Origin of the sequence: Comamonas sp. C11 (assembly GCF_024496285.1) — a bacterium.
GTDB classification, from domain to species: Bacteria; Pseudomonadota; Gammaproteobacteria; order Burkholderiales; family Burkholderiaceae_C; genus Comamonas; species Comamonas testosteroni_F.
On record NZ_CP101743.1, the window covers coordinates 373,718 to 386,361 of the forward strand.

Consider the following 12,644-nt stretch of genomic DNA (forward strand, 5'->3'; position numbering starts at 1 on the left):
CTTTAATCCCTAGGAGTCATCATGGAAAACGTTCTCGGTCTCGTCGCTCTGGCTTGTGGTCTGATTGTTGGTCTGGGCGCTATCGGCGCTTCGATCGGTATCGCTCTGATGGGTGGCAAGTTCCTGGAATCCTCGGCACGTCAGCCTGAGCTGATCAACGAACTGCAAACCAAGATGTTCATCTTGGCTGGTCTGATCGACGCCGCCTTCCTGATCGGTGTGGCTATCGCTCTGCTGTTCGCCTTCGCCAACCCCTTCCAACTGGTTGCCTAAGCTCCGTTCAACGCCCTAAATAGAAAGGTGTTGCCGTGAGTATTAACGCGACCCTGTTCGTTCAGCTTGGTGTTTTCCTGGTTCTGGCGCTGTTCACGATGAAGTTCGTGTGGCCCCCGATCGCGAAGGCACTGGATGAGCGAGCCCAGAAAATCGCCGATGGCCTCGCTGCTGCCGACAAGGCCAAGACCGAACTGACCGCTGTCAACAAGCGCGTCGAGCAGGAATTGGCCCAGACGCGCAACGAAACAGCTTCGCGGCTTGCGGACGCCGAACGCCGCGCCCAGGCCATCATTGAAGAAGCCAAGGCCCGCGCGACAGAAGAAGGCAACAAGATTGTTGCTGCTGCCCGCGCTGAAGCTGACCAGCAAGCCATTGCTGCCCGTGAAGCCCTGCGTGAGCAAGTGGCAGCGCTGGCCGTCAAGGGTGCCGAGCAGATCCTGAAGAAGGAAGTCAATGCCGGTATCCACGCTGATCTGCTGAACCGCCTGAAGACAGAGCTGTAAGGAAAGCAAAAAATGGCAGAACTCGCCACCATTGCCCGCCCTTACGCCGAAGCATTGTTCAAAGCCTGCGCCGACAAGGCTGCAGATTTGAACAGCACTGTCGCTTGGGTGGAGGAATTGGCGGCGATTGCCGCCAATCCGCAATTGCGCCAACTGGCCGACAACCCGAACGTGAGCGACGCGCAAGTGTTCGATCTCATCACGGGTGTGGCCAAGTCGGCATTGCCCGAGTCCGCACGCAACTTCCTGCGTGTGGTCCTCGAAAACGGCCGTCTGGACGTGCTGCCTGAAGTGGCAGCCCAGTTCCGCAGCCTCGTGAACAGCAAGAGCGGCTCTTCGGATGCCGTGGTGTACAGCGCTTTCCCGATTGAGGATGCAGCGCTGGCCGAGCTTGGCGCCACGCTGGAAAAGCGCTTTGGCCGCAAGCTGAATCTCACCGTGAAGCTCGATGAATCGCTGATCGGTGGCGTTCGCGTCGTGGTGGGCGACGAGGTGCTGGACACCTCCGTCAAGGCCCGTCTGGAACAAATGAAAGCGGCCCTCACGGCGTAATGCGCTTGAGGTCTCGGCTAACACACAAGAAAGAAGGAAAGAGTCATGCAACTCAATCCCGCAGAAATTTCTGAACTGATCAAGAGCCGCATCGAAGGGCTGGCTGCTAGCACTGACGTCCGTAACCAAGGCACCGTGGTGTCGGTGACTGACGGTATCGTGCGCGTGCACGGCCTGTCGGACGTGATGGCTGGCGAAATGCTGGAATTCCCCGCAGGCGCCGACGGTCAACCCACTTACGGTCTGGCTCTGAACCTGGAGCGCGACTCCGTGGGCGCCGTGATTCTGGGTGCCTACGAGCACATCGCAGAAGGCAACACCGTCAAGTGCACCGGCCGTATCCTGGAAGTGCCCGTGGGTCCCGAGCTGGTCGGCCGCGTGGTGAACGCCCTGGGTCAGCCTATCGACGGCAAGGGTCCCATCAACGCCAAGATGACGGACGTGATCGAGAAGGTTGCACCTGGCGTGATCGCACGTCAATCCGTGGATCAGCCCCTGCAAACCGGTATCAAGTCCATCGACTCCATGGTTCCCGTGGGCCGTGGTCAGCGTGAACTGATCATTGGTGACCGTCAGACTGGTAAGACGGCTGTCGCTATCGACGCCATCATCAACCAGAAGGGCCAGGGCGTTATCTGTATCTACGTGGCTATTGGTCAGAAGGCTTCTTCGATCAAGAACGTGGTGCGCTCTCTGGAACAAGCTGGCGCGATGGACTACACCATCGTCGTGGCTGCGACCGCTTCCGAATCCGCTGCCATGCAGTACGTGTCGGCCTACGCTGGCTGCACCATGGGTGAATACTTCCGCGACCGCGGCGAAGACGCTCTGATCGTTTATGACGATCTGTCCAAGCAAGCCGTGGCCTACCGTCAAGTTTCGCTGCTGCTGCGTCGTCCTCCCGGACGTGAAGCCTTCCCCGGCGACGTGTTCTATCTCCACAGCCGTCTGCTGGAGCGTGCCGCTCGCGTGAACGCCGACTACGTCGAAGCCTTCACCAAGGGTGAAGTCAAGGGCAAGACCGGTTCTCTGACCGCTCTGCCTATCATCGAAACACAAGCTGGCGACGTGTCCGCTTTCGTTCCCACGAACGTGATTTCGATTACCGACGGCCAGATCTTCCTGGAAACCAGCCTGTTCAACGCCGGTATCCGTCCCGCTATCAACGCCGGTATTTCGGTGTCCCGCGTGGGTGGTTCCGCTCAGACCAAGGTTGTGAAGGGCCTGTCCGGCGGTATCCGTACCGACCTGGCTCAGTACCGTGAACTGGCTGCCTTTGCGCAGTTCGCTTCCGATCTGGACGATGCAACCCGCAAGCAGCTGGACCGCGGCGCCCGCGTGACCGAACTGCTCAAGCAGGCTCAGTACTCTCCTCTGTCGACCGCTCTGATGGCCGCTTCTCTGTTCGCAGTGAACAAGGGCTTCATGGACGATATCGAAGTCAAGCAAGTGCTGCCCTTCGAATCTGGTCTGCACCAGTTCCTGAAGACCAGCCACGGCGCTCTGCTCGACCGTCTGAACGAAAAGCGTGCTTTCGACAAGGAAGGCAAGGACGAAGCTGAACTGACTGCAGCCATTACTGCATTCAAGAAGTCCTTCGCTTAATACCGGCGAGGAGTCATCATGGCAGCAGGTAAGGAAATACGCGGCAAGATCAAATCGGTGGAAAACACCAAGAAGATCACCAAAGCCATGGAAATGGTGGCTGCATCCAAAATGCGCAAGGCGCAGGACCGGATGCTGGCTGCCCGTCCATATAGCGAAAAAATCCGCAACATTGCAGCCCATCTTGGCGAAGCTAACCCTGAATATGTGCATCCGTTCATGCAAGTGAACGATGCCAAGAAGGTCGGCGTCATCGTGGTGACGACCGACAAGGGTTTGTGCGGCGGCATGAACACCAACGTGTTGCGTGTCGTCACCAACAAGTTGCGCGAACTGCAAGATGCGGGTGTTGCGACAGATGCAGTGGCCATTGGCGGCAAGGGACTGGGTTTCCTGAACCGTGTCGGTGCCAAGGTGGTCTCTCACGCTACAGGCTTGGGCGACACGCCTCACCTGGACAAGCTCATCGGGCCTGTCAAGGTGTTGCTGGACCAATATGCTGAAGGCAAGCTGAGCGCGGTGTACCTGGCGTACACCAAGTTCATCAACACCATGAAGCAGGAGTCGGTGGTGGAGCAACTGCTCCCCCTGTCGTCCGAAAAATTGCAAGCCGAGAAGACGGGTGCATCCTGGGAATACATCTACGAGCCTGACGCTCAAAGCGTCATTGACGAACTGCTGGTTCGTTACGTGGAGTCCCTCGTGTACCAGGCAGTTGCGGAAAACATGGCGTCCGAGCAATCGGCGCGCATGGTGGCCATGAAGGCCGCTACCGACAACGCCGGCAACGTCATCAGCGAGTTGAAGCTGGTCTACAACAAGACGCGTCAGGCAGCGATTACGACCGAGTTGTCGGAAATCGTGGCAGGCGCAGCCGCTGTGTAAACGGCTTTAACGAACAAACAGATTGGAGCAAAAAATGGCTCAAGTACAAGGCAAGATTGTTCAATGTATCGGCGCCGTGGTGGACGTGGAGTTTGCCCACGGCCAGGTGCCCAAGGTGTATGACGCCTTGAAGCTGGAAGGCTCGGCCCTGACCCTGGAAGTTCAGCAGCAGCTGGGCGACGGCGTGGTGCGTACCATTGCCCTGGGTTCTTCGGACGGTCTGAAGCGTGGCCTGATGGTCACCAACACCGGCAACCCCATCACTGTTCCCGTGGGTAAGGCTACCCTGGGCCGCATCATGGACGTGCTGGGTAACCCCATCGACGAACGTGGTCCCGTGGACCAGACCCTGACCGCCGCGATCCACCGCAAGGCTCCTGCTTACGACGAACTGTCGCCTTCGCAGGAACTGCTGGAAACCGGTATCAAGGTGATCGACTTGGTCTGCCCCTTCGCCAAGGGCGGCAAGGTGGGCCTGTTCGGTGGTGCCGGTGTGGGCAAGACCGTGAACATGATGGAACTCATCAACAACATCGCCAAGGCCCACAGCGGTCTGTCGGTGTTCGCTGGTGTGGGTGAGCGTACCCGTGAAGGCAACGACTTCTATCACGAAATGTCCGACGCTGGCGTTGTGAACCAAGAGAACCTGGGCGAGTCCAAGGTTGCCATGGTTTACGGTCAGATGAATGAGCCCCCAGGAAACCGTCTGCGCGTGGCGCTGACCGGCCTGACCATGGCTGAGTCGTTCCGTGACGAAGGCAAGGACGTGCTGTTCTTCGTGGACAACATCTACCGCTACACACTGGCCGGTACCGAAGTGTCCGCTCTGCTGGGTCGTATGCCTTCCGCCGTGGGCTACCAGCCTACCCTGGCTGAAGAAATGGGTAAGCTGCAAGAGCGTATTACCTCCACCAAGGTTGGCTCGATCACTTCCATCCAGGCCGTTTACGTGCCAGCCGATGACTTGACCGACCCCTCGCCCGCCACCACTTTTGCTCACTTGGACTCCACCGTGGTGCTGTCCCGTGACATCGCTTCGCTGGGTATCTACCCCGCTGTGGATCCTCTGGACTCCACCAGCCGTCAGCTGGACCCCCAAGTGGTTGGCGAAGAGCACTACAAGGTGGCTCGCCAAGTGCAGGGCACGCTGCAGCGCTACAAGGAACTGCGCGACATCATCGCGATTCTGGGCATGGACGAACTGGCTCCCGAAGACAAGCTGACCGTGGCTCGTGCTCGTAAGATCCAGCGTTTCCTGTCTCAGCCTTTCCACGTGGCTGAAGTGTTCACCGGCGCTCCCGGCAAGTACGTTCCCCTGTCTGAAACCATCCGTGGCTTCAAGATGATCGTGAACGGCGAAGCCGACCACCTGCCCGAACAGGCTTTCTACATGGTTGGTACCATCGACGAAGCCTTCGAGAAGGCCAAGAAGCTGGCAGCCTAACGGACTTTCACCCCCTGAGCGGCTAACGCCGCTTCCCCCTCTCTCTTCGGGAGGGGGACGACGCCCTCGCTGCGGGGGCGGCCCTTGCTTGGCGTCTCTTGCTTGGGGTGTGTCGGTTTTAGGACCAGTTTTAACCTTTTCAAGGAGCAAAGATGAACACCATCCACGTTGATGTGGTCAGTGCCGAAGAGTCCATCTTCTCCGGTGAAGCGCGCTTTGTCGCCTTGCCCGGCGAAGCGGGCGAGCTGGGCATTTATCCCCGCCACACACCGCTGATCACCCGCATCAAGCCGGGTTCGGTGCGCATCGAAATGCCTGATGGCAGCGAAGAGTTCGTCTTCGTGGCCGGTGGCATTTTGGAAGTGCAACCCAACTGCGTGACCGTGCTGTCCGACACCGCCATCCGCGGCAAGGATCTGGACGATGAAAAGGCGCAAAAGGCCAAGGCTGCCGCTGAGGAAGCCCTGAAGAACGCCAAGGGCGAGCTGGATATCGCTCGTGCACAGTCCGAGCTGGCCGTCATGGCCGCTCAGATTGCCGCTCTGCGCAAGTATCGCCAGAAGCGTTGATGTCCGGTGCCCTGGAGCACCTGCATCAGCAAAGAAAAGCCACCGCATGCGGTGGCTTTCTTTATGGACTGCTGCTGCGTAAATCGAAGCGCACTGCGCTTGTCCAAAAGGGTCTGATCCCGAAACCAGCAGGATTCTGAACCGCGGCAGCGCGCAAGCAGCCTAGCCGTTGCAGGCGGCCTGATAGCCGTAGACCACGGAGTTGTCCTTGGGGTCCACATGGCGCGATTTGCGCACCACGGCCTTGCTAGGGTCTTCGCAGAGTGCTCGGATCTGGGCTTCGCACTTCTTGGGGTCATCTTCCTTGAGCTTGCAGCTCAGTGCGTAGTCGTATTCGGCCGGTGTTTCGGCGCCCTTGGGGCTGATGGAGGAGCAGGCGCTCAGTGCCAAGGCAGAGCTGATGATGGCCAGAGAGAACAAAGATTTCTGCATGCTTGAATGCTTTCTTAAGAAAATACGGCTGCCCCAAAACTAACACAGCCATGCGGGGAAAAAGGTTTTTTCTGGCTGGGACTGACCTGCTTTTGGGCTCACGAGGCCTGTTTGCGGTGTCAAAAACAACAAAGGACGGAGATGCGCTATAGCGGTGTCTTGACGCAATGGAATGACGAGCGTGGCTTTGGCTGGATAGAGACCGATAGCGGTGGTGAGCGTCTGTTTGTCCATATCAGTGCTTTTGAGCCGCGTCCGCCCGCAGAGCATCGTCCTCAGCCTGGCCTGCGCCTGGAGTTTGCCGTCGGCATGGAGCAAGGCAAGAAGCGCGCGCTTCAGGTTGCGTGGCGCGCCACCGGTCAAATCCGTCAGCCGGCAGCGAAAGTATCCAGATTGGTGCGGCACAACAGCTCGCCTGCAGGGCGTTTGCAGTCCTCGCGTACGGCTCCTCAGGGCTGGCATGCCTCCAGTGGCTTCAGTTATGGTGCATTGCTGGTCTGGTTGCTGATGATGCTGGCCGCCGCCGTGATTTGGGGCGTGCCACGCATCCTCTGGCTGGTCTATGCAGGTCTTAGCATGCTGACCTTCATGGCCTACTGGCAGGACAAATGGGCCGCCCAGAAGGGGCATTGGCGCACGCCGGAAAAAACGCTGCAGACCATGGCTCTGGCCGGTGGCTGGCCCGGTGCCTTGCTGGCTCAGCAATGGCTGCGTCACAAAAGCAGCAAGACGAGCTTTCAGCTGCAGTTCTGGCTCATGGTTCTGATCAATGTGGCGACTGTGCTCTGGCTGTGCTCGCCCTATGGGCGGCATGTGCTGGCTTAGGGTGTTGGTGCCTTCAGCCGTTTTCCGGAAGACGCATGCAGCTTGACGCCTGATTAGCTGCTGTGGCCTGGCAGATGTCGCTCGACCACGGGCGAGTCTGGCAGGTTTCGTTCCGCGCTGGGGGCTGATTTGCGCGGGAAGTGGGTCTGCAACTGCCGACTGACGCGCTCCAGTGCCGATACCAGGCCCACGCTGAAATGCCCGCCCTGGAAGGCGGACTGCATATCGCTGATCAGCGTTTGCCATTGCTCGGCGCTCATGGTGCGGTCCAGGGCGCGGTCGGCCACGATTTCTATGGCGTGATCGGCCAGCAGCAGGTAGATGAGGGCGCCGTTGTTGTGCTCAGTGTCCCAGACACGGAGCTTTGCGAACTGCGAGAGCGCACGCTGGCGGGCCGTGGCATCGCGCCAGATATAGCTCCAGGGTAGGCCGGCCTCCACGCAGATGCGGACCTGGCCGGTGTGGCCCAGTTCACTTTGGGCGATCAGCAGTTCCAGCTCCTTGAGCGTGGCAGGAGGCAAGGCCTTGCGCAGATGCTGTTCGGCCCAGCGGTGTCGCACCAGGCGTGCCAAGCGTTGGAAGATATTGCTCATTTCACCAATCCCCCGAGGCGCCACCGCCACCAAAGCTGCCGCCGCCCCCCGAGCTGAAGCCACCGCCCCCGCCGCTGCTCCAGCCGCCGCCCCCGCCCCCGCCCCCGCCCCCGCCCCCGCCGGTGCCGATGTACGGTCCGCCCCCGCCACGCGAAAGGTTTGAGAGCAGGGTGAAGATCAGGCCCACAAAGCCAGCCACGCCTGCGATCAACAGGCTGGCGGTGATCACATAAGCGGCCACCCCGGCAACGCCGCCAATGAGCAGCGAACCCAGCACGCGGCCAAAAATGGCGCGTGCGACGGCAATCCCGATCGGAAAACCGAAGAACAGCAGAGGAAGCAGAAAGTCCAGCTGGTCGGCCCAGGACTTGCCGGACTTGCGCGGTTGGGACTGCGGTGCGGGCAGTTTCTCGCCATGAATCAGCAGGCTCATCTGCTCGATGGCGGCAGACAGTCCACCCGCATAGTCGTCGGCGCGAAAGCGCGGCTTCATGGCACTGTCGATGATGCGTGCAGCCTGGATGTCGGGAATGGCGCCTTCCAGCTTGCGCGCCACTTCGATGCGCATGCGCCTGTCGTTTTTGGCCACGACGATGAGAGAGCCGTCGCCTATGTCCTTGCGTCCCAGCCTCCAGCTGCTGGCCACACGCCAGGAATAGGCTGCGATGTCTTCCGGGGCCGTTGTGGCAACCATGAGCACGGCGACCTGGGCGCCGGTCTCATCCTCCAGCTTCTTGAGCTGCTCGCTCAGCGATTGCAGATCGCCGGGGCTCAGCGTGCTGGTCTGGTCGATGATGCGCGCAGTGAGCTCGGGAACAGGCTGAAGTTGCGTGCCTGCAGCACCTTGTGCCCAGACTGGCAGCGCCGCAAGCAGTGCCAGCCATGCAAAAACAATAGCTGCAAGCGCTTTATGTATAAGAGCTTGATGCATGTGGTGCATGGTTTTTGAAGCGGAAGCCTGCAATTACTTGTTGCCAGCAGGCGCTGCGGGTGTGGAAAAGTCAACGGCTGGTGGCTGTGAGATCTGGGCTTCGTTCTGGACCGTGAAGGTCGGCTTGACCTTGTAGCTGAATACCTTGGCCGTGATATTGGTGGGGAAGCTGCGCGCCAGCACGTTGTAGGCTTGTACGGTGCCTATGTATTCGTTGCGCGCCACGGTGATGCGATTTTCCGTGCCTTCCAGCGTTACGCGCAGATCGCGGAACGCCTGGTTGGCCTTGAGTTCGGGGTATTTTTCCGCCACCACCATCAGGCGTGAGAGCGCGCTGGAAATCTCGCCCTGAGCCTGCTGGAACTTGTTGAAGGCTTCGGGGTTGTTGATCAGCTCGGGCGTGGCCTGAATCGAGGTGGCCTTGGCGCGTGCTTCGATCACCTTGGTCAGGGTCTCTTGCTCGAAGTTGGCTTCGCCCTTGACCGTGGCGACAATGTTCGGGATCAGGTCCGAGCGGCGCTGGTACTGATTCAGCACCTCGCTCCAGGCGGCCTTGGATTTTTCATCCAGGCGCTGAAAGTCGTTATAGCCGCAGCCCGTGAGGGAGAGCATGGAGGCCGCGGTTGCGATTGCCAGAAGCCAGCGTTTCATGGGTGTTTCCATTCACGAGATTGAGACGGAAACAATAGCATAAGGGCTTGGTCGGTTCGTGTGTGTGCAAGGCCTGTCACCCTGCCCGCTGCCCGGCGGCGCTAGCATTGCAATCATGTCCACTGTTTCTGCACTCGATGCCCTGCGTGGCGCACAGCGTCCCGGCCCGAAAACTGCGACCTTGCCGCGCCTGTTGCTGGCCGGGGCCACGGGGCCGCTGGGTAACGAGGTGCTCAGCCGCGTGGTAGGTGCGCAGAACTATGGGCTGGTCCAGGTGCTGGCACGCGAGCCCTATGTCCAGGGCCTGCGTGGCATGGAGTTGCTGACGCAGCTGCACGGCGATGTGCAGCAATGGCCTGTGCAGAGTGCCGATGTGGGCCTCATCATGTTTGAGCCTCCGCGTCCCTATTACCAGCGCGAGCGCGCCTTGTGGACGCCCCGGCCCGATCAGCTGCCGGCGGTGGCGCGGTGGATGCAGCGCTGTGGCGTGCATACGCTTGCCGTGGTGCTGCCCCACGATATGGGCAGCCTGCCCCAGGCTTTGAAGCAGGGACTGGCCAATCTCAATGAGCAAGGCGTAGCTGCGCTGGGCTTCGAGCGCCTGATTTTTGTGCGCTCGGCCAGAGAGGCCCGGAAAATCAATACCGACCATTGGCTGCAGCGTATGGCAAAGACCATGCTTTCGGTGCTCAGCTATATGCTGCCGCAGACGGAGCGACCGGTGCGGGCCATGCATGTGGCCCGTCTGGTCGAGGCCGCCTTGCTCAAGGCGCCGCCGGGAATTCATGTGGCTCCGCCTGAACTGGTCTGGCGTGCGGCGCAAAAAGACGCCCTGCAGTCAGAGCTGCGCAACTGGCTGGGTTCCCCATGAATTTCGAACAATTTCGTGCACCTTGGTGGCAGCCCGGAGGTCATGTCCAGACCATTTGGGCTGCACTCTGTGCGAAGGGCGGAGAGTCTCCGAGGTGGCGGCGCGAGCGCTGGGATACGCCCGATGGCGATTTCATCGATATCGATTTTTCAAGCCATCTGGCCAGTGCAAGCGCTCCCACACTGGTGCTGTTCCATGGCCTGGAAGGCTCTTCCTCCAGCCACTACGCCAAAGCCCTGGCACAGGTCTGCGCGCAGCGCGGCTGGCATCTGGCCGTGCCGCATTTTCGCGGCTGCAGCGGTGAGCCCAATCGCTTGCTGCGTGCTTATCACTCTGGCGACTCGGACGAGGTGGACTGGATTTTGCGCAGGCTGCAGCAGAGCACGAGCGGCGAGTTGCTGGCAATGGGTGTATCGTTGGGCGGCAACGCCCTTGCGCGCTGGGCCGGGCTGCAGCAGCGGGCGGCTGCAGAACTCGTCAAGGGCGCGGCAGTGATCTGTGCGCCGCTGGACCTGGTGGCCGGAGGCGTCAATCTGGGCCAGGGGCTCAATCGCTGGATTTACACCCCCATTTTCATGCGTACCCTGGTGCCCAAGGCCCTCGCCAAATGGCAGCAGTCGCCGGACTTGTTCGACAGGGAGCGGCTGCAGCGCGCGCGCACCCTGCATGACTTTGACGATGTGTTCACGGCCCCGGTCCATGGCTTCAGGGATGCCGATGATTACTGGAGCCGGGCCTCGGCCAAGCCCCTGCTCAAGCAAGTGGCCGTGCCCTTGTTGCTGCTCAATGCGCGCAACGATCCGTTTGTGCCGGCGCACAGCCTGCCCAGGCCCGATGAGGTCAGTGCCTCCGTGCAGCTATGGCAGCCGCCCCACGGTGGACATGTGGGCTTTGCCAGCGGTGCATGGCCTGCCCATGTGCAGGCCATGCCGCTGGCCGTGACCGAATGGCTGGAGCAGTGGCTCTGAGCGTTCGCAGAATAATCAGGAGATGATTGATGGATGACATCGTGAAGCAGGCCATGGCGAAATGGCCCAACGTGCCTGCCTGCAGCGGCTGGCTGGGTCTGGATGCGCGCGGCCAGTGGTGGCTCAGAGACGAGCAGGCCCAGGCATGCGGCACGTTTGCCGGCGGCAAGCCCGGAGCCAGGGGCAATCTGCTGCGCCACGAAAAGCTGGCCGAATTCATCGGTCGCAACTATCTGGCCGAGTCTGATGGTCGCTGGTATTTCCAGAACGGCCCGCAGCGTGTGTATGTGGAGCTGGAGAGTGCGCCATGGATATGGCGTCTGCGATGCACGGAGCATGGCCTGCAGCTCAGCAGCCACACGGGCCAGGAGCTGGCGGTCGAACAGGTGCAGCAGGTGCTGCTTGATGAGCAGGGGCGGCTTTTCCTGGCTTTGCCGCAGGGCCTGGGCATGGTGCACAGCCTGGACATGCTGGATGCCGCCAATGCGCTGGAAGGCGGCTTGCTGCCCGAGGTGCAGGAGGTCGACAGCGCTTCGCTGACATTGAAGTTCGGTTTTGTACCCAGTCCTGAGGGGTATCAAGTTTGATAGCTGCTTTCGCTTGCGTGCAAAGGGCTTGAGGCCAAAAATAACAAAACCGGCCAAAGGCCGGTTTTTGCGGAGCAGAGAGCAGGGCTTACTTGGCTGCATCCACCATGTACTGAATGGCGGCCTTGAAGTCTGCGTCCGAAGCAGTGGAGCCGCCCTTGGGAGGCATGGCCCCAACACCTTGGGTGGCCTTCTGCACCATATCGTCCATGCCCTTGGCAATGAAAGGTGCCCAGGCAGCCTTGTCGCCAAACTTGGGAGCCCCGGCTACGCCACTGGCGTGGCAGGCCATGCAGGTGGTGTTGTAGATGTTCTTGCCCACATCGGAGGCTGCGGCAGCTGCGGCGGGTGCCGCCTCGGCGGCTGCAACAGCTGCAGCAGGTGCAGCGGCAACGGGGGCTGCAGCTGCTGCTGCGGGGGCATCACCGGCTGCTGCGCCAGCTGCAGGCTGGGGCTCGGGGAAGTTGGCTCCGGCCGCATTGGCCATATAGACCACGCCACGGGCAATTTCCGTGTCATTGAACTCGCCGCCACCCTGGGCCGCCATTGCGCCCTTGCCTGCCAGGGCCGAATGCACCAGCGTTTCCAGACCCTGCTTGATGCGCGGGCCCCAGGCTGCCGCATCCTGGAATTTGGGTGCGCCGGCTACGCCGGTTTCATGGCAGGCCGCGCATTGCGACTTGAAGACTTCCGCGCCACCGCGCAGCGGGCGGTTGGCATCACGAATTTCCACCGTTCCCACTTTTTGCAGACGCATGGCCTTGGCCATTTCGGCATTGGCCGTACCTGCGCCCGTGGTGTCGGACGAAGTCACGAACTTGACCAGTCCGATGATGACGAAGATGGGAACCACAAACGAGAAGAAGACGGCAAGCAACAACTGCTTGGGTTTTTTGATTGGGCCGGTATGGGCTTCTTCGTGGTGTTGCTCGCTCATGAAGTCCTCTGAGAT

At 60.6% G+C, this 12,644-nt stretch carries 17 protein-coding genes; 12 read left to right on the top strand and 5 right to left on the bottom strand.

Annotation, left to right across the window (positions count from 1 at the left end; translation table 11 throughout):
* The first annotated feature begins 21 nt into the window (after nt 1-21).
* From atpE to NOX35_RS01755, 8 genes are all read left to right on the top strand, one after another.
* Nucleotides 22-273: a F0F1 ATP synthase subunit C gene (gene atpE / locus NOX35_RS01720; RefSeq protein ID WP_003059376.1), complete on the top strand. Its 252-nt coding sequence runs from the start codon at nt 22-24 to the stop codon at nt 271-273.
* A gap of 35 nt (nt 274-308) precedes the next feature.
* Nucleotides 309-779 carry a F0F1 ATP synthase subunit B gene (locus tag NOX35_RS01725; protein ID WP_003059375.1) on the top strand — a complete coding sequence of 157 codons (471 nt, stop codon included), beginning with the start codon at nt 309-311 and terminating at the stop codon, nt 777-779.
* A 12-nt stretch (nt 780-791) separates the two neighbouring features.
* Complete coding sequence (locus NOX35_RS01730) at nt 792-1,331, top strand: F0F1 ATP synthase subunit delta (protein WP_003065404.1); 540 nt, start codon at nt 792-794, stop codon at nt 1,329-1,331.
* Nucleotides 1,332-1,376: 45 nt separating this feature from the next.
* Nucleotides 1,377-2,936: a F0F1 ATP synthase subunit alpha gene (atpA, locus tag NOX35_RS01735; protein ID WP_003065402.1), complete on the top strand. Its 1,560-nt coding sequence runs from the start codon at nt 1,377-1,379 to the stop codon at nt 2,934-2,936.
* A gap of 18 nt (nt 2,937-2,954) precedes the next feature.
* Entirely contained in the window at nt 2,955-3,821 is an 867-nt protein-coding gene (atpG, locus tag NOX35_RS01740) for a F0F1 ATP synthase subunit gamma (protein ID WP_003065400.1), read from the top strand.
* A 34-nt stretch (nt 3,822-3,855) separates the two neighbouring features.
* The gene (gene atpD, locus NOX35_RS01745) at nt 3,856-5,265 is read left to right on the top strand and encodes a F0F1 ATP synthase subunit beta (RefSeq protein ID WP_003065399.1); all 1,410 of its coding nucleotides are present in this window, start codon (nt 3,856-3,858) and stop codon (nt 5,263-5,265) included.
* A 152-nt stretch (nt 5,266-5,417) separates the two neighbouring features.
* On the top strand, nt 5,418-5,834 hold the full coding sequence (locus tag NOX35_RS01750; RefSeq protein ID WP_003059364.1) for a F0F1 ATP synthase subunit epsilon: 417 nt from the start codon (nt 5,418-5,420) through the stop codon (nt 5,832-5,834).
* A complete protein-coding gene (locus NOX35_RS01755) occupies nt 5,834-5,974 on the top strand; it encodes a hypothetical protein (protein ID WP_256495520.1) in 141 nt (46 codons plus the stop codon). Before NOX35_RS01750 ends, NOX35_RS01755 begins: the two co-directional genes overlap by 1 nt.
* 22 nt (nt 5,975-5,996) lie before the next feature.
* Here the strand turns inward: NOX35_RS01755 and NOX35_RS01760 are convergent, their stop codons facing one another.
* Nucleotides 5,997-6,266, bottom strand: coding sequence for a hypothetical protein (locus NOX35_RS01760; protein WP_182285394.1), 270 nt, complete (start codon nt 6,264-6,266; stop codon nt 5,997-5,999).
* A 141-nt stretch (nt 6,267-6,407) separates the two neighbouring features.
* Between NOX35_RS01760 and NOX35_RS01765 the strand changes: the two genes are divergently transcribed.
* Entirely contained in the window at nt 6,408-7,091 is a 684-nt protein-coding gene (locus NOX35_RS01765; protein WP_256495521.1) for a cold shock and DUF1294 domain-containing protein, read from the top strand.
* 53 nt (nt 7,092-7,144) lie between these two features.
* Here NOX35_RS01765 and NOX35_RS01770 read toward each other — a convergent pair whose 3' ends face one another.
* From NOX35_RS01770 to NOX35_RS01780, 3 genes are read right to left on the bottom strand one after another with little or no spacing between them, the layout of a single operon-like run.
* The gene (locus NOX35_RS01770; RefSeq protein ID WP_182285396.1) at nt 7,145-7,684 is read right to left on the bottom strand and encodes a TPM domain-containing protein; all 540 of its coding nucleotides are present in this window, start codon (nt 7,682-7,684) and stop codon (nt 7,145-7,147) included.
* Between the two features lies 1 nt (nt 7,685).
* Entirely contained in the window at nt 7,686-8,615 is a 930-nt protein-coding gene (locus NOX35_RS01775; protein ID WP_256495523.1) for a YgcG family protein, read from the bottom strand.
* Nucleotides 8,616-8,648: 33 nt separating this feature from the next.
* Nucleotides 8,649-9,266 (bottom strand): LemA family protein, encoded by a 618-nt coding sequence (locus NOX35_RS01780; RefSeq protein WP_256495524.1) that lies wholly within the window; start codon nt 9,264-9,266, stop codon nt 8,649-8,651.
* Nucleotides 9,267-9,381: 115 nt separating this feature from the next.
* Here NOX35_RS01780 and NOX35_RS01785 point away from each other — a divergent pair, with 115 nt between their 5' ends.
* Genes NOX35_RS01785 through NOX35_RS01795 form a run of 3 tightly spaced genes read left to right on the top strand, consistent with a single transcriptional unit; the run spans nt 9,382 to nt 11,692 of the window.
* Nucleotides 9,382-10,137, top strand: coding sequence for a hypothetical protein (locus NOX35_RS01785; RefSeq protein ID WP_256495525.1), 756 nt, complete (start codon nt 9,382-9,384; stop codon nt 10,135-10,137).
* On the top strand, nt 10,134-11,105 hold the full coding sequence (locus NOX35_RS01790) for a YheT family hydrolase (RefSeq protein ID WP_182285400.1): 972 nt from the start codon (nt 10,134-10,136) through the stop codon (nt 11,103-11,105). Before NOX35_RS01785 ends, NOX35_RS01790 begins: the two co-directional genes overlap by 4 nt.
* Before the next feature lie 29 nt (nt 11,106-11,134).
* Nucleotides 11,135-11,692 (top strand): DUF2946 family protein, encoded by a 558-nt coding sequence (locus tag NOX35_RS01795; protein WP_182285401.1) that lies wholly within the window; start codon nt 11,135-11,137, stop codon nt 11,690-11,692.
* Between the two features lie 88 nt (nt 11,693-11,780).
* Here the strand turns inward: NOX35_RS01795 and NOX35_RS01800 are convergent, their stop codons facing one another.
* Nucleotides 11,781-12,629: a cytochrome c5 family protein gene (locus tag NOX35_RS01800; RefSeq protein WP_182285402.1), complete on the bottom strand. Its 849-nt coding sequence runs from the start codon at nt 12,627-12,629 to the stop codon at nt 11,781-11,783.
* Between the last annotated feature and the right edge of the window lie 15 nt (nt 12,630-12,644).